This window comes from Cohnella sp. GbtcB17 (genome assembly GCF_019091135.1).
Classification (GTDB): Bacteria; Bacillota; Bacilli; order Paenibacillales; family Paenibacillaceae; genus Cohnella.
In genome coordinates this window covers 82,963-99,199 of record NZ_JAGXJW010000014.1, presented here as the reverse complement: position 1 = coordinate 99,199, position 16,237 = coordinate 82,963, and the positions used below count along the sequence as shown (strand labels likewise).

General features: G+C 55.4%; 10 protein-coding genes. 3 read left to right on the top strand and 7 right to left on the bottom strand.

The window, feature by feature from the left end:
• Nucleotides 1–6 precede the first annotated feature (6 nt).
• The 3 genes from spoIIP to KVT38_RS09960 all read right to left on the bottom strand — a co-directional run bounded on the left by spoIIP (nt 7) and on the right by KVT38_RS09960 (nt 2,717).
• A complete protein-coding gene (gene spoIIP, locus KVT38_RS09970; protein WP_217593557.1) occupies nt 7–1,257 on the bottom strand; it encodes a stage II sporulation protein P in 1,251 nt (416 codons plus the stop codon).
• Between the two features lie 433 nt (nt 1,258–1,690).
• Nucleotides 1,691–2,260 (bottom strand): YdeI/OmpD-associated family protein, encoded by a 570-nt coding sequence (locus KVT38_RS09965; protein WP_217593556.1) that lies wholly within the window; start codon nt 2,258–2,260, stop codon nt 1,691–1,693.
• Nucleotides 2,250–2,717 (bottom strand): VOC family protein, encoded by a 468-nt coding sequence (locus tag KVT38_RS09960; RefSeq protein ID WP_217593555.1) that lies wholly within the window; start codon nt 2,715–2,717, stop codon nt 2,250–2,252. Before KVT38_RS09960 ends, KVT38_RS09965 begins: the two co-directional genes overlap by 11 nt.
• A 90-nt stretch (nt 2,718–2,807) precedes the next feature.
• Between KVT38_RS09960 and KVT38_RS09955 the strand changes: the two genes are divergently transcribed.
• The gene (locus KVT38_RS09955) at nt 2,808–3,719 is read left to right on the top strand and encodes a helix-turn-helix transcriptional regulator (protein ID WP_217593554.1); all 912 of its coding nucleotides are present in this window, start codon (nt 2,808–2,810) and stop codon (nt 3,717–3,719) included.
• A gap of 125 nt (nt 3,720–3,844) precedes the next feature.
• Here KVT38_RS09955 and KVT38_RS09950 read toward each other — a convergent pair whose 3' ends face one another.
• The 4 genes from KVT38_RS09950 to KVT38_RS09935 form a co-directional block, all read right to left on the bottom strand.
• Nucleotides 3,845–9,229 (bottom strand): CBM35 domain-containing protein, encoded by a 5,385-nt coding sequence (locus KVT38_RS09950; RefSeq protein WP_217593553.1) that lies wholly within the window; start codon nt 9,227–9,229, stop codon nt 3,845–3,847.
• Between the two features lie 51 nt (nt 9,230–9,280).
• Entirely contained in the window at nt 9,281–10,102 is an 822-nt protein-coding gene (locus tag KVT38_RS09945; RefSeq protein WP_217593552.1) for a carbohydrate ABC transporter permease, read from the bottom strand.
• A gap of 22 nt (nt 10,103–10,124) precedes the next feature.
• Nucleotides 10,125–10,997 (bottom strand): carbohydrate ABC transporter permease, encoded by an 873-nt coding sequence (locus KVT38_RS09940; RefSeq protein ID WP_217593551.1) that lies wholly within the window; start codon nt 10,995–10,997, stop codon nt 10,125–10,127.
• Nucleotides 10,998–11,077: 80 nt separating this feature from the next.
• A complete protein-coding gene (locus tag KVT38_RS09935; RefSeq protein ID WP_217593550.1) occupies nt 11,078–12,454 on the bottom strand; it encodes an ABC transporter substrate-binding protein in 1,377 nt (458 codons plus the stop codon).
• Between the two features lie 319 nt (nt 12,455–12,773).
• Here KVT38_RS09935 and KVT38_RS09930 point away from each other — a divergent pair, with 319 nt between their 5' ends.
• Nucleotides 12,774–14,597, top strand: coding sequence for a sensor histidine kinase (locus KVT38_RS09930; protein WP_217593549.1), 1,824 nt, complete (start codon nt 12,774–12,776; stop codon nt 14,595–14,597).
• On the top strand, nt 14,590–16,209 hold the full coding sequence (locus KVT38_RS09925) for a response regulator (RefSeq protein ID WP_217593548.1): 1,620 nt from the start codon (nt 14,590–14,592) through the stop codon (nt 16,207–16,209). The genes KVT38_RS09930 and KVT38_RS09925 overlap by 8 nt, the downstream gene beginning before the upstream one ends.
• Nucleotides 16,210–16,237 lie beyond the last annotated feature (28 nt).

Sequence of the window (16,237 nt, the reverse complement as noted above, 5' to 3'; positions counted from 1 at the left end):
CTCTCTTCAGACAGACAGCTTCTTCGTCCCAACGTAAGCGGCGAATATATCCGCAAACGCGTCGGCCGTATTCAGCGCTTCCTGCAGCGTATTGTTGGCGCCGCCGAATTCGAGCAGCATGCTGTTGGGCGACAGCGATTGGTTGTACTCGCCGTCTCCGTGCGCCTTGTCCTTCATGAGCACGCCTCGCGACAATCCCGGATACTTCTTATCCAGCCGTGCGCTCAGCGCTTCCGCGAATTGCTTGTTGGCTTTGTAATCCGCATTGCCCGTGCCGATGACGAATAGCACCCGGGCATACGTCTTGCCGCCCACCGTCACCGTCGTCTGCTTGCGCGGCACGTCGCCATCCCTGTGAATATCGAAAAAGTAGCCGAGCGACGCGTTCTCTCTCATCGCCGTCTGTACGATTTTGCGAGATTCGGTATACGATTGCGAAAAGCTCATGTTCTTTGTGGCGAGCCGCTCCGTGACATCGTCGTCCGCCGTAAACGCCGAGACGCCTTTTTTCTGCAGCGCAGTTCCCAGTCGATCGCCCACGAGCGTAATGTTAACCTTCGAATCGTCGATCGACGAGCCCTTGGTTTGCGTTGCGACGTTTTTCCAGGACTCCCGATTGTGCGTATGATAAATATAAACCTGACGGCCGCTCGCCGCATTCGCCGTCTTCGTGCCGGAATCTTCCACGCCCCCGCTCGTCGACACGACCCAGTCCGCTACATAGGCCGTCCCCTTCGCGCCAAGGGAGATGCGGTACCAATCCCCCTTCTTGTCGAGGATGGGATACGTATCTCCAGGCTGCGCCTTGCCCACGATATCGTCCTCGGTGCTCGGACCTTTTCGCAGGTTGGTGACATCCGTGATCTTCACGACCGACGGCTCGGCACGCGTCTTGACGACCGCCGTCGTAACGCCGCTTTTCAAACCTTTGGTCGTCTGCTTAATATAATCGGCGAACACCCAGCCCGCCTGTTTGTCCGACAGTTGAATTTTCAGCCAGTCGCCCTGCTTGTCCAACACCTCGTAGCTGCCGCTCTTGCCGATCATCTGGATGACCGACGCCGTCAGCTTCGGCGATGTCCGAACGTTCAGACGATCGACCGTGCTCTGTGCATACGTTTTGCTCGCCTTCACGTCAGCCGTTTTCACCGCGGCGCCGCTCTTCGACTGGGAGGAAGCCGCCTGTGCAATAGACGGTCCGGTCGTACCGAGCAACAAACATGCGCTGATTACCGCGCTTCCGATCGCATAACGCAATAAGTCCGCCCCTTTCCTTTTCAAAACAATAGGAAGATGACTCATCCGGCTTCTCGACCTACAGGATTTCGACATCGATCTCCGTTTTCCTGCCTGGATCGCTAAATTTCCTCCTATCGCGATTCGCGGTTCGTGGTTCACGATTCGTGGTTCGTGGTTCGTGGTTCGCGATTCGTGGTTCGTTTGTGGACTCAGGGGACGTTATTTTTGTTCCTCTCGCCATTCGTGGCCCGCTTGCGGACCCAGTGGCCGTTATTTCGAGGTCGCCGGCCTTTTTTAGCCTGGATCCTGGTTAATAAGGTCCCTCCGGTCCGTAACGACTGCAATTGGACCGTTTTTACGAAAATAACGTCTCCCGGGTCCGCTGCCCCAGTGGCAGACGTACAAAAAAAGCCAGCCGGATCATCCGGCTGACCTGCTATAACTCCCTTTCTCATTCATTTAGCAGCCGTCCGTCATCATGCCACTGGCCGTACATCTTGTTTTGCCTGGTGTATTGAATAAACTTCTCCAATCGCTTGGCGAACAATTCGTCATCCTTCTTGTTGCTTTGAATCGTATCGATTCGGACGGCTCGGTACAGAGCCGGGAACCGGGCGAAGTTCTCGTAAGTCGTCGCGTCCGCCTTAAGCCTCTGCTCGATGATTGGATCGATCTTAAACGCTTCCGGACGCAGATCCGGAAGGACGCTTCTGCCCGCCTCCGTCATCAGCCCCAGCCGCTCGAGCCGGCGCACCCGCGCTTTATTCAATTCGGTCCATGCGCTTTTTTTGCTCCTGGGAGAAAGTCTTTGCGCAACCTCCGTCTCTGAGATTTTCTTTTTCGTACTATCGATCCACCCAAAACATAAGGCTTGTTCGACGACGTCCAGATAAAGCAGCGCTCCCGAAGCCGGCTTCATGCCGACGACTACCCAGCATTCCTTTTCTGTCCCGCTATTTTCGCGGAGCCAGGCCCTTAGTTCCTCTTTCGTTTGGACGTCCAGCAGATTTTTAATTTCCATTCATCGCGAGCACGCGATCCAGAAACTTGTCCGCATCGCTATTAAACTTCCAGAATATGCCAAATCTGTCCACCAACATGCCGAAGCAAGAAGACCAGGGCTGCTCGGATAATGGCATGATGACATGGCCGCCGACCGACAGACGCTCGAAGTAACGTTCCAGCGATTGCTTGCTTTCGTTCGCGATGCTGATGAGCACATTGTTGCCTTTCACCGGCTCGCCCGGTCCCTGCTTCATCGCGGACAGCAGATCGGATATCATGATCTTCCCGCCGGCGAATGCGATCGACGACTCCATGATCATGTCCAATTCGCGCTCCGGCAAAGGATAGTTCGGATCCTGCGGAAGGTCCCCGTATTTCACTTGTTTCACCTCATCCGCCTCGAACGCCTTGGCATAAAAGTCGATCGCTTCCGCCGCATTCCCGTCAAAGTTCAAATACGCGATAACCGCCATGTTGAAAACCTCCTCTTTGTGATAAGAGCAGCATAAGCTATGATAGGTGACAGCATATTGTCATCATTCCAGCCGGGCGGGAGAAATAAGATGGATAAAATCGAGCGGTTAATCGCGATCGTCATGATCCTGCTGCAAAAGGAAACCGTCTCGACGACGGAGCTCTCGCGCTTGTTCAACGTCTCCAAACGAACCGTCCTCCGCGATATGGAGACGCTCGGCTTGTCGAACATACCGATCTACGCGATCCACGGCGCCAATGGCGGCTACGGCATTATGGACGAATACAAGATCGACAAGCGCCTTCTGAACAGCGGCGACCTGGAGAATATACTGGTTGCCCTGGGCGGGTTGGAGCAAATCTATGTGAGCCGGGAAGTCGAAGTCACGATCAAAAAGATTCAATCGATGGTTCGCGCCGCGCCGCTGAAAAACACCATTCAGCTGTCCTTTTACGACTGGAGCGGCCGCGACGAGATGGCGGACAGCTTGCGCCTATGCCAGGAGGCGATCCGGCACAGTAGAAGATTGACCTTCGACTACATCGATAAAAACGGCAAGCCCACGAAGCGAACCGTCGAGCCGTATCAGCTTCACTTTAGCGAGTCGAGCTGGTACTTGATCGGGTTCTGCTTGACGCGCGCGGCGTATCGAACGTTCAAGCTGTCCAGAACCGACCATCTGACGTTGGACAAGCAGACGTTCGTACCCAGAGACGACGCGAAGAACCGCCAGCTCATAGAAGACTTCTCGGCGCAGCTCGTCGAAGTCCAGGCGCTCATCTCGCCCGCAATCAGGGATCAATTTATCGAAAGGTACGGAAGAAGCAGCCTGGCGCCCCATAGCGCGGAGTGGCTGTCGGCGACCATACGCATTCCGCAAAGCCAAATCGTTTTCAGGCACTTGGCCGGCTTTGGAACGGAACTAAAGCTCGTAGCGCCGGCTTCTTACGTGGCGGATTTTCAACGATATGTAGGAGAGATCATGAACTATTACCGGTAAAAGAGAAAGCCGGCATGTGCTGGATCATTATAGCGATAAAAACGGGATGAAGCAGATCTCTGCTTCATCCCGTTTTACTTGCTCTGCTTCAAAATCGGCGCATCCCATCACTGATGGCGTACGCTTTACGTCAGCAGGTTGTAAAGCACCTGCCCCATCTCTGCTCGTGTGGTCGTGCTCGTCGGCGCCAGCTGTCCGCCATGGCCTCCGATCGTGCCGGCCTCGACAAGCACCGTCATCGCATCCTTGGCCCAAGGCGCGATCTGTCCAACGTCGCCGAAGCTGGACAGCGTCTTGCCGGAGCTGCTCTGCGGCAGCTTACCGGTCGTATTTAACGCATTGTACAGCAGCGTGAACATCTCCTGACGGGTAATCGCTCTGTCGGGCGCGAACAGATTGTCGCCTACGCCTTCGGCGATGCCCAGCTTTTTGGCCGCAGCCAGATAGCCGGTGTAGTATTTGCTGCCTGCGTCCGCGAAGTTATCCGATAGGCCCGCATCCGGTGCGATATCGTAAGCCCGCATCAGCATGACCATGAAATCGCCGCGGGTCAGGCTTGCATTCGGACTGAAGCTGCCGCTGCCCGTGCCCGTCGTGATGCCTCTCGCTGCGATGAAGCCCACCGCTTGGTTATACCAGGCATTTGCCGCTACGTCCGCGAAGCTGAGCGGATTGAAGCCTACGGCATAGTCGCTGAAATGCGTGGCGGTAAAAGTCACCGTGCCGGTGCTCGCATCGTAATGTCCGCTCGGAACCGCGGTCGCCTGACCGCTGCCATCGACGTACCATACAACGATGCTCTCCGTATGAGCAAGCTCGGCCGCCGACGGCGTATAAGGAATCGCCACCGTTACGGACGCGCCCGGATTGTTCCACGCTGCCGCCTTCCCGTCGATTTTTACGGAAAGACTGATCATCGGCCTTTCCCCGATAGCTGCTTTTGCAGCTTCGGACAGTGCGGAATTGTTGCCCTGTGCGATGGAGATTTCCGCTTTAGCGCCGGCTGCGCCCGTCAGCATGTTCGACGGAATCGTGATGCTACCCTTGTCGGTATTCACCGTCAGCGCGCCCTGCCGGGCAGTCGTCGACAGCTCGGATACGGGAATGACCAGGGTGAACGTACCGACATTCGGGATGGACGGCACGGTGATGACCGAGGTTCCAGCATTGGGCACAAGGCCGCTGCTCGAAGTCATATCCAGCACCGCCGTTCCTGTCTTCGCATTGACCTGAACCGGCAGCGACATATCCTTGGAGCCGTTGCCCGACGCGTTCGTCAACCGAATCGCCGCCGTATAGCTTGGAGCAGCAGGCGCGGGGCTTCCCGTGTTGTTCGGCGTGCCGCTGCCGTCCGTGACGCTGATCCATGCAGCCGTTACCGTCACAGGATGCGCAGGCATGATGAATGTCGTGGCCGGATTGCCGGCGTCGGATAAGATGACCCCGTCGCTCGAATTCCAGCCGGCAAACGTATAACCGCTGCGGCTGCCCGCCTGAATTGTAACGACCGTACCTTCCGTATAGTTGCCAGCTCCGGACGCCGAAGCATAGCTGTCGTTTACGGTTACCGAATACGTAGCCGCAGGAATCTTTTCGAATACCGCTCTTACCGTCACCGCCTCGTTAGGCATCGTAAACGTGTTGCCGACGATATTCAGATCGGCCGGGCTGATTGCCCGCCATTCCTTGAAGACATTGCCCGCCTCGGGCATCGCCGTCAGCGTCACTTCGGTATCCTTGACCGCCGAATCCATGTCGGCGTTCGCCGTGCCAGACCCTTCGGTCTCCACCGTGATGCTGTGGCTGATCGGGGAAGTGCTGTCGATGACATCGACGGTAAAGACGGCAGGACGACCTTTGTCGAAGGAAACCGTAAACTCGACCTTGCTGCCTTTGACTAGCCCACGCGCAGCCAGAAATTCGTTTTTGATCGTCAAAACGTTGTCCGCTACTGCGTAATTTTCCTCGGACAGGCTAACCGGCTGCCCGTCTTCTCCGCCATAGACGACACCCGTGACAGAGGCCGCTTGGTTCCATACGATCGCGGTGCTGACATCGCCGGGTGCGACGAGATCGTAGTCCGCGTGCTCGGGGCTGAGCTCCGCGTCGTCCCTGGTGACGTTGATCGTAAAGTTCTTCGAATAGGCGGCGCCGACTGCGCTTCCTTCTTCGATCGTTGCAGTTACGACCACGGTGCCCGTTTTTGTTGCGGTCAACACATTGCTATTGAGCGCGGCGCCGGTTTTGCCGGCATCCTTTACGCTCCAAACGATGCTCTTGCGCGTGGCGTTCGTGGGCGACACCGTTCCGAACAGCGTGAGCGCCTGCCCGGTCTTCATGGCGGCCGGCACGGCTGATACGTCCGTCACCACGCGGAAATCGCTGTCGCTAAGGTTGCGGATCTCGATTTTCATCCGCTGGTTGTCCTTTGCCTCGTCATCGGCCACCATCACCTTCGCACCGTCTTTGGTCGATGCATCTTGTACGGTGATGACTTTGCCGTTGCTCTTGTTCGCGATTTTATAGTAGTCGCCGTCCGGTTCCAAGCTCCACTGCTGCGTATCCGGTATCGCGTTGCCGATCGCTCTCGTATTTTGAGCGATCTGCCCGATCGGCGAACCTGCCAAAATATCGATGACATGGCCGCTTTGAACGGATTGGATCTGATAGTAGCCCGTGCCGAGATCCAGGAAGCGCCATAGCTGGTTGTTGCCGTCTCCGTTGGACCATTGATTGATCACCGCGCCCGGGTCGCTCGACACGCGGTCGACGTCCAGCGCTTTTCCGCTGTGCTTCGGCTGGATTTTCACCATTTTTTCCGGGATGATCTTCGTAGCCGTAGAGCGCGTATAGCCGCCACTGAATTTATCGATCGTCAGACTGTCGATATTAAATCTGCCAGTATCCCCGTCCTCGCGAATGAACTCGACGATGTTTTTGCCGGCCTTCAGGTTGACCGATTCCGTGGCGTCCATCCACGAATCCCAGTCCGCCGTCGGAGGCAGCGACACCTGCTTGACCTTGCCCTCGTTCACGTACATCGTCATCGTAATATTGGCGGACTGCGCGCCCGAATACCTGAGCGTGGTCGTATAGGAAGCCGTGTTCGGGACGTTGACCTCGAACCGGATCGAATCGCCCTCCTGCTCGAAGCCGCCTACGAAGCCGTTGCCTTCGTACCACAGATGATCTTTGGCCACGTTCAAGCTGCCGTCTCTTGCCGCATCCTCTGCCTGATACTTCCAGGGCGTGCGCTTGTTAAGGTGGATGCTGTCGATTTTGATCACACTTGCCGTATCGGATTCGCTTCTATAAGCAATCGTATTTCTTCCCGCCTGCAAGCGAAGCGTCTCCATCTGCTCCTTCCAGACCGAGGCGCCTCCGGTAGCCGGGAGCGCGATCTGCTTCACGTATGCGCCGTTCAAGTATAACGCCAACGTTTTGCCTGTATTTTCGCTCGCATATCTCAGCTTGACGTCATAGGAAGCCGCATTTTCTACGTCTACAGCGAATTCTACCGACGAATTGGCTTTGGACAGCCCGTTCACATAACCGATCCCCGTATTGCCTTCCTTCGCTTGCACGACCTTCGCGTCCTTCGAGCCCGTCGTTTTGGCGCTTTCCGCCTCGTACGTCCAGGTCGTGGCTTCGGTCACGGCGATATAATCCAGATTGATGTTGCCCGAATCGCCGTCGTCGTACTTATACGTGATCGTATTGCTTCCTTCTTTCAAGGAAACATTGTCGTAGCGATCGGCCCATTGGTCCCAATTCTTCAGGCTAAAAAAATCGACCGGTTTGACCTTTTGGCCGTTGACGTACATGCTGAGCGTTCTGTCTTTGGCGTCGTTAAAGCCCAGGCTGTAGCGCAGCTTCACCGAGTAGCTGCCTGCATGCGGCGCGTTGACCGTAAAGGCGACCGCGGATTCCGAGATCCATAGTCCGCCGACGAAGCCGCTGCCGCTGTATCCCTGATGGTCCGTATTGGTTTGGGCATTGCCCGACAACTGCGCATCCTCCGCTTCGTACAAGGCGGTTTTCTTGACGATCATGGCGTCCAGCGCCAGCGCGCTCTGGCCGGACAGCCGGATCGTATTGCTCCCGGCGTTAAGCTTGATATTGTAGACGGTCTTCAGATTAAAGTTTGCCGCGGATCCTGCGTTAGACGCAAACGAGATCGGAGCGGGCGCCTGCCCGTTCACGGCTAATTGCATGTTAACGGCGGCGGCCGAGCCGTTGTTGTATCTAAAATCCAGCGCGTAGGTTCCTTCAGCGCTCGTATTCACCGTAAATTCGACGTAGTCGTCCGCGCTGCCGTTGCCGAAGCCGACATACACGCCGTCCGACGCATAAGCGCTGTTGCCGACGACTTTGGAAGCCCCCGACAGCCTTGCCGCTTCCGCCTCGTAAACTTCGCTTTTTTCCTCGCCCGAAGGTCTGCTCAGCACCGTGCCTGGATTGGACGGAATGCCGAGATTGATAAAGTCGTTGTCGTCCCAATGAATCTGTTGGGCCCGGATGCCGCGGTTGCCTCCGCCCTGTCCGTGCGTCGGTATGCCGTGGTACAGAATCCAATCCTCCGTACCGTCCTCGGACTTCAGGAATAACGGCGAGCCCGGTCCGTAGGAGCTGTTTTCATCCGATCTTTTAAGGGCGGGTACAGGGTGTTTGATCCATGATTCCGCTTTCGTAATATCGGAGGCGGCATCGGCTACCGAGACGCCGACCGCATAGTTATCGTTCATGAAGCTGCTGGCGGAATAAGCAAAATAGATTTTGCCGTTTCGCTCGACGACCGCGGCGCCTTCGTTGATATTATCGTTCTTCTTTTCCCAGTCGTACTGCGGCATGGCGACCGTCGTTTCCTCGCCTTCGAGGGTCCACGGGTTCTTCATCTTGACGATCGTCGGACTCTCGTCGAACTTCAGGTTGCCGGGATTTTTAGGGTCGTCGAAATAATAGTATTTCGTATACGTGAAGTATTGTTCGCCGTTCAGGGTGACCACGCCGCACGCCAGACCGTAGCCTTGCGTATTCAGCAGCCCCTGCTTCGTCGTCACCTGTCCGTCTTCGTCCGCGTTCGCGGACTCTCCTTTTAGTGTCCAGGTGCCTTCAAAAGGGTCGGAGGACGGGTTCTCCAGCACGTAGGAGCTGGGATGTCCGTATCCGAAGCTGTTCTCCGGACCGGAGGAGAAATAGATATACCATTTTCCGTCCAGCCGATAGATGTACGGGCCCCACACATAACCGAAATTGTCCGGCTTCTTCCATACCATTTTGCTTTTGGCGGTGGCTACGCCGAGAAGGGTTTCATGTCTTTTTAAGGTGATATTGTTATCGCCCGAAGAAGCCGAATAGTAATAGCCGTCGGCAGCCCTCGCGATGGTCGGATCGGCCCCGCCCGTGAGCGGGTTCTGGTAGTTGGAAGTGACCTCGGCATAAGAGGCGTTCGGCAGCAACCATCCAAGGACGATCATCAAAGCCAGCATCGTCAAACTGATTTTCCGCATCGTAATCTCCTTCTCTCTCTTATTTTTGACCGTTGCCGGTCGGGGCGGCGATCAGCCCTTGACGGCGCCGGCCGCAAGCCCGGAAATGACCTGTCTTTGCATAAGGATATAGACCAGGATGCTCGGCAGGATGACGATCATTGTGGCGGCGAACATGACGCCGTAGTCGCTTGCGAACTGGCTCTTGAAGTAATAAAGCGCCAGCGGCAGCGTCCGGCTCTGGTTGCCCGTCGTGAGAATGATCGCGAACTGAAATTCATTCCAGCAAAGCAGAAATTGCAGGACGGCCGCCGTACCGAAGCCCGGCCGCGAGATCGGCAGAATAATCTTGAAGAAGGTGCGGATGAACCCCGCGCCGTCCAGATAAGCCGACTCTTCCATTTCCTTCGGAATCGTGAGGAAGTAGCTCGACAAAATATATAACGAGACTGGCAGGCCGAACCCCGCATATACGATGATCAGTCCGATCAGCTTGTCGTACAGTCCGATCGTATTCACGGTCAGGTAGAGCGGTTGGAGCATCGCGGCGCCCGGAATGAGTAGGGATAGCGACAACAAGACCATCAGCAGCTTCTTCCCGCGGAATTGGAACCGCGCCAGCACGTAGGCGGACATGCCCAGGATCAGGAGGTTTAGGGCCGTCCCGAGGATACCGACGATCACGCTGTTTATGTAGAAGCGGGACAACGGCGCGATCTTGAAGGCCATCGTATAGTTCGAGAAGCGAAAATGGGATGGCCAAGCAAGAGAGTTGGACAAGATCTCAGCGTTTGTCTTGAAGGAGGCCATGAACATCCATAAAAAAGGGCCTAACGAGAGCAGAACGATAACAAGGACGAACAAATATTTGCAGATAGCCAATGCGATTTTCATTCTATTGCTCCAATCGACCCGCTCACGTGGAAGAGCTGCCTATTCTGAATAAATAGCGGACCAGCAGGACGAAGACGATCCCGAAGCCGATGAGGAAGACGCCCACCGCATTCGAATAGCCGAAGTTGTTGTCCATCATGGCGGTCTTGTAAATGTACATCGGCAGATTCAACGTGGTATTGCCCGGACCGCCGCCGGTCGTCATCATGATGATGTCCATCTTCTGCAGCATGCTCGTGCCGGCGAGAATCACGCAGGTGCCGATGATATTGCGAAGCATGGGGATGACGATAAACAAATTGATCTTCAGCTCGCTGGCGCCGTCGATTCTGGCCGATTCGAAGAGGCTGTCCGGGATCGCGGCGATCTCCGCGAGGATCAGAATCGTCACGACGGCGGCATAGGGCAGCCAGGTCATCGTAACGGACAGGAACGCCGTCGCGTAATCCATGAACCAGTTCTGCGCGTATTCGGAATCGCCGAACAGCCGGACGATGCTGTTGACCGCGCCGAAGTTGGGATTGAGCATGCACAGGAACAGCATGCCGACCGCCGCCCCCGAGATGATGTTGGGAAACATGAATACGGTTCTGGCAAACTTCCAGTAAAATTCCTTCATGTTCAGGATGATGGCGAATACGAGGCCGATGAGCACGTGGACCGTGGATTGAAGCAGTACCCACAAGGCGGTGTTCCAGAAGCCTTCCTTAAAGCTCGTATCCTTCGCGAACATATCGATGAAATTGCGGAAACCTACAAACGCCGGCTTCAAGCCGGTCGACCACTCGGTAAACGAAGTGCCGAACAAAATGACGATGGATACGGCATACACCAGCAAGAACAAGGCGACCGTCGGCACCAGAAACAACGCGATATAGCCTCTATAGTTGGTCATTCGTCAAAATCCTTTCGGGCGATCGGACGCCCCCGGCGAATGGGGAGCGTCCGGCCGCGATTTCCGGCTGCCTGCGCCGACTATTTGTTTTTGGCGGCGATGTCGCTCAGCTTCTTGGCGATCTCCTCGGCGGTCGACTTGCCGAATACCAATTCCGGATACAGCAGCTTCCATGCATCCGTCACGTTCGGATACACGATAGAGTCGAGCGAACCGTAATGGACCTGCGACTGATTGCCGACCGCGATCGACTCCACGAGCAGCGGGTACTTCTGCTTCAGCTCCTCGGACGGTTGCACCTGATCGGACACCGGCACGACGTTGCCGAATTCGAGCGCGATCCGCTGGCCTTCAAGACCCGTCTTGAAGCGGATGAACTTCTCGGCCGCATCGCGCGTTTCCTGCGTCTTGCCGCCGTTCATATAGCCGACTTCATAGGAAGAGATCATGCCGTTCCCCGGGAATGCGGCGATGCCGACCTTCTGGTCGAAGCCCGCGGCGCACTTCGTCGTATCGCTGAAGTCGCCGATCATCCAAGGCCCGTTTGCGATGATAGCTGCTTTGGCCTGGCAGAAGTTGTTGGCTGCATTCGCATAACCGGCCCCAAGCGCGTCCTTGGTCGTATATTTTTCCAGCATCGTTTTTACTTGATTAAGCGCGCCGATCATCTCGGGCGTATTGAAATCCGACGGGTGCAGCGTGTTCATGAACTTGTTGCCGGCATCTCCGCTGGTACCTACGATCGAGGCCAGAATCAGGTTCGTCGTCCATGCATTTTCGCCCGTCATCAGCGCCAGCGGCACGAAGCCGGCGGCCTTGAGCTTTTCGTTGTTGCTCATGAATTCGTCCCACGTCTGCGCGGGCTTGATGCTGGCCTTGTCGAACATTTCCTTGTTATAAAAGTAGCCCACCGTCTGTTTCTGGTCGCTGATCGACCAGACTTTGCCTTCGCGGGTGTTGGCCGCAAGCGCCTCGTCGCCGATCTCCTTCGCCCACTCGGGGTCCTGGCTAAGGTAATCGTTGAAAGGGGTTGCAAGATTGCCTTTGATCAGAATATCGTTGATCCCGTTTTTGCCCATGACCACGTCGGGAATGTCCCCGGAGGCCGCCAAGATCTTGATCTTATCTTCATAAGCCGAATCGCTCGGAATCTCCTCGACTTGTACTTCGACTTCCTTGCCGTATTTCTCGTTGAACTGCTTGATCTGCTCCGCTTCGAGCTTGGCGGAAGCATGTGTACCGACCCGGTACGTCAGGTATTTGATCTTAACCGGCGCCTTGGCGGCCGCCTGTTCGCTCCCTTGCGCCGAAGCTGTCGCCGAAGCCGGCGGGCTGTCGGACGACGGCGCGCCGCTGGCCGGCGACGAAGAATTGTTGGAGCCGCATGCCGTCACGGACGCGAGCAGCACGAGCGCGCCTGCCATGGCGGCGCTTGTCTTGTAGATCGTTTTTTTCACTTTGCTTCCCCCTCCAAATAGCCGATCCTGTCTTGCAACCGCTTGCTTGATTTCCCCCGTAGCGCTACGAGCTCATTATAAGACAAAAGGGGAATCGTTTTTCGACATCATGAGTTGCGTTATTTTGATGCTTTGCATCGGGAAGGATACAAGCGGAGATGCCGGCACGTCTTTACTGCCGTTATTTTTAACTTTCTTATGTTTTTTTGACTTCCTGTCCGCTACGAGGTCCGCTGGACCACGTTCTCCTATCCGGGGATGCGCAAATGGTATTATAATAGGCTTTGCTTTCAGTATCGTTCGCCGAGGAGCAGTCATCATGCCGAATATCCGTAATTGTAAACCCTTTCAATACTTGAATGTGCTGGCGAGCATTCCGATCCGTCATAAGATCGTCGCTGCCGTTTTTCTGCTCATTCTCCTTCCGATGACCTTGGCCGGCTTTTATTTTCACTGGAGCATCTCCTACATGCTGACCAAAAATGCGAACGAAAACTTGTCCCAGCTCATTCATCAGACCAACGACAATATCGAAAATTCGTTTCAAATCATCGACAATACGTCCCTTCATTTCCTATCCAACAAAGCGGTCAGAACCTGGTCCGTCGAGGACGTCTCCCTTGGCGACGACTTTTATAAGAAGTTCCTGAACAAGAGCGAGATCGAGGAGGATCTCAAGTACAGCCTGATGTTCAACAACGCCTGGAATATCAGCCTGCTGTCGACAGCCTATGTCTTTTTCGACGCGGATAACTTCATCTCCGTCCTGAAGTCGCAGCCTAATATCGAGCAGACCAACCAGCATAATCTGAGCGTGTACCGGACGGTGAGCAAGAACAAAGTGAGGGGAAAAGAGATTCTGCCGCCTAGCGCCGGCGATCCGACCCTTTACTTCACCCGCATCGTATCGAATATCGATATTCCGACGCAGCGTCTTGTCCTCATCTTCGGCACCAGCGAGGCGGACTTGTCCGCCAAATACGCAGAGCTCATCGGCTTTCCGGGTTCTATGGCCTACATCATCGATAATCGGGGCTTCGTATACTCCAGCTCGGATAAGCGTCAGCTCGGACTTCAGGTTGAGCCGTCGATCTTGCAGCTCAAAGACAGCACGACCGTGAACGATGTCAGCCTGGACGGGCAGAAATACATATTCGCGTCGCAAAGCATCGGCGGCACCGGACTGACGTTTATCGTCGGCATTCCCAAAAAGCAGATCCTTGCCAAACTGTCCGACAGCATCCGGAATTACGTATGGATCATCGTGCTGATCGCCTCCGTCTCCACAGCGGCGGGCATCCTTGTTTCGCTTCGCTTTACCCGTTTCATCCGCGATCTGTTTCACAGCTTCAACAAAGTCAAGCAGGGCGATTACAACACCGTCATGCCGTCGTACAAGGACGTCGAGCTCAACCTGCTAAGCGGCACCTTTAATAAAATGACCGGCGAGATCAAGCATCTGATCGGCGAAGTTTACGAAAAGCAGCTGCTCGTCAAGGTATCGGAGATCAAATTTCTTCAGTCGCAGATGAATCCCCATTTCCTGTTCAATACGCTGATCACGATCGGCTACAAAGCCCGGCTGTCCAAGGACGAGACCGTCTACAAGATGGTTACCGCCATGACCGAGCTGCTGCAGGCTGGGATTTATTCAGGAGGGACGGACATGATCCCTATCCGTCAGGAGCTGGAGTTCATCCGATTCTACCTGTACATCCAAAAAGAAAGATTCGACGATAAATTCGACTACGCCATCGAGGTCGAAGACGAATCCATTCTCGACCTGCGGCTCCCCAAGCTGAGCATCGAGCCCCTCGTGGAAAATGCCATCGTGCACGGACTTGAGAAAAAGGTAGGCAAAGGCACGCTCACCCTCCGTATTCGCAGGGAAGGCGATACGATTTATTTCGAGATTACCGACAACGGGCTGGGGTTCGAGAGCGGCTTGATGGACAAAGACCATGCGCTAAGCGCAGGCAAGAAAAAAACCGGACATCACCATATCGGACTGAACAACACCAACAAGCGAATCAAGCTGATCTACGGAGACGCTTATGGCATCGATATCGAAAGCCGCAGGAATCTTGGCTCCAAAGTAACGGTTCGCATACCTGCAGATCGGGGGGAGACATCCTATGTATAAAGTCATGATCGTCGATGACGAAGCGGTCATCCGGAAGGGACTGATCTGCTTCATCGATTGGCACGCGCTGGATTGCGAGGTGGTCTGCGAGGCCGGCGACGGGCTGGAGGCCGTTCAGCTGCTATCGACGCATCAGGTGGACATTATCCTGACCGACATTCGTATGGCCGGCATGGACGGGATCGAGCTGACTCGCTATGTCTACGAGAACGATCCGCATATCAAGGTGATCCTGCTAACGGCGTTCGCCGATTTTTCGTACGCACAATCCGCCATCCAATACCAGGCCGTCGACTTCGTCGTGAAGACCAATCCGAGCGAAAAAATCCCGGATGCTGTCCGCAAAGCCAAGCAGCTGTTGCTGAAGGAAAAAGACCGCGAACGGAAGCTGATCCAGCTGGAGAATATGGTCAAGGACAGCAGGAGCGAAGTCCGCGAGAAGTTTCTAAAGGACGCCTTATGCGGCATCGTGGCCGATAAAGCGGCGCTCTTGAACGGCGCCCGCGCGCTTGGCGTTCAACTGGCCGATTATTTTATCGTTCACGTCGAGATTCATGAAGACTCGGCTCTCCGCGAGACGGACAGAGGCGCCTCCGAGGACTTCCACAAATTTGCCGACGCCATACAGCAGTATCTATCTCTCGCATTTCAAGCGGATCCCCACGACATGCTCGTACTGAACCCCAATTCGCTGTCGGCAATCGTGTCCTACCCGGGTCGCCGCTCCGACGACTGCATCCGAACGCTCGCCGCTACCTGCAACGAGATCCTGCTCATGGCCGAGAGCTTTATGCGCTTCTCCGTCAGCATCGGCATCAGCGGCATGCATGGGGACGTGACGACGCTCGCATCCGCCTACGCAGAGTCCTGTCAGGCCATGGAAGGCAGCTTTTACAACGAAAATCATGTGTCGGTCTATGCGCCCCGTTCCGAACACGTCCCGGCGATTGAAGACAGACCGTATAACGTGGCCCAGCAGGTCAACGAATGTCTGCAAGCCGGACAATACGACACGGCCATCCAGCGATTGAACCAATGGATGGAGAAGTACAGGCGCGCCAAGGAGCCGGTTCAGAACATCAAGGCCGCGTGCTTGCTAATCGGCACTTACTGCTTCAAGCTGCTGGAGACCGGACAGCAGGCGGCTTCGATCCAGGCCGGCGACGAGTCCTCTCTGTACAAGCAAATCCAGGAGAGCAAGAGCATCCATAGCCTGCTGCATATCGTCGAGAAGCTCATCGTCGAACTATCGGACGTCCTATCCAGCGACAGGCCGCACAATTATATCGTCATCGAGACGCAGAAGTTTATCCGCGAGAACTTCAACCGGAATTTGACGCTGCAGATCATCGCCGACCATATCCATGTCAACAGCAGCTATCTCAGCCGCCTGTACAGGCGAGAAACCGGCGAATCGATCGTCGACGCGATCAACAAGCACCGGATCGAGATCGCCAAGCGATTGCTGAAGGACCCTTTCAAAAAGGTATCCGAAGTCGCCAGCGCCGTGGGGATCGATACGCCGGCTTACTTCACGCACGTGTTCACCAAATACACCGGGGTTAGTCCGAAAAAGTATAAGGCGAACCTCTATCAGGGCGCAAGTCGGTAGCGATCGATCCGCCTTCCTTCAACACCTG

What these genes read in the sequence shown, in the direction of transcription:
- KVT38_RS09940 (WP_217593551.1), bottom strand. Translation starts at nt 10,997, where the DNA reads ATGACCAACTATAGAGGCTATATCGCGTTGTTTCTGGTGCCGACGGTC.
- KVT38_RS09925 (WP_217593548.1), top strand. Translation starts at nt 14,590, where the DNA reads ATGTATAAAGTCATGATCGTCGATGACGAAGCGGTCATCCGGAAGGGA.
- KVT38_RS09945 (WP_217593552.1), bottom strand. Translation starts at nt 10,102, where the DNA reads ATGAAAATCGCATTGGCTATCTGCAAATATTTGTTCGTCCTTGTTATC.
- KVT38_RS09955 (WP_217593554.1), top strand. Translation starts at nt 2,808, where the DNA reads ATGGATAAAATCGAGCGGTTAATCGCGATCGTCATGATCCTGCTGCAA.
- KVT38_RS09960 (WP_217593555.1), bottom strand. Translation starts at nt 2,717, where the DNA reads ATGGCGGTTATCGCGTATTTGAACTTTGACGGGAATGCGGCGGAAGCG.
- KVT38_RS09930 (WP_217593549.1), top strand. Translation starts at nt 12,774, where the DNA reads ATGCCGAATATCCGTAATTGTAAACCCTTTCAATACTTGAATGTGCTG.
- KVT38_RS09950 (WP_217593553.1), bottom strand. Translation starts at nt 9,229, where the DNA reads ATGCGGAAAATCAGTTTGACGATGCTGGCTTTGATGATCGTCCTTGGA.
- KVT38_RS09965 (WP_217593556.1), bottom strand. Translation starts at nt 2,260, where the DNA reads ATGGAAATTAAAAATCTGCTGGACGTCCAAACGAAAGAGGAACTAAGG.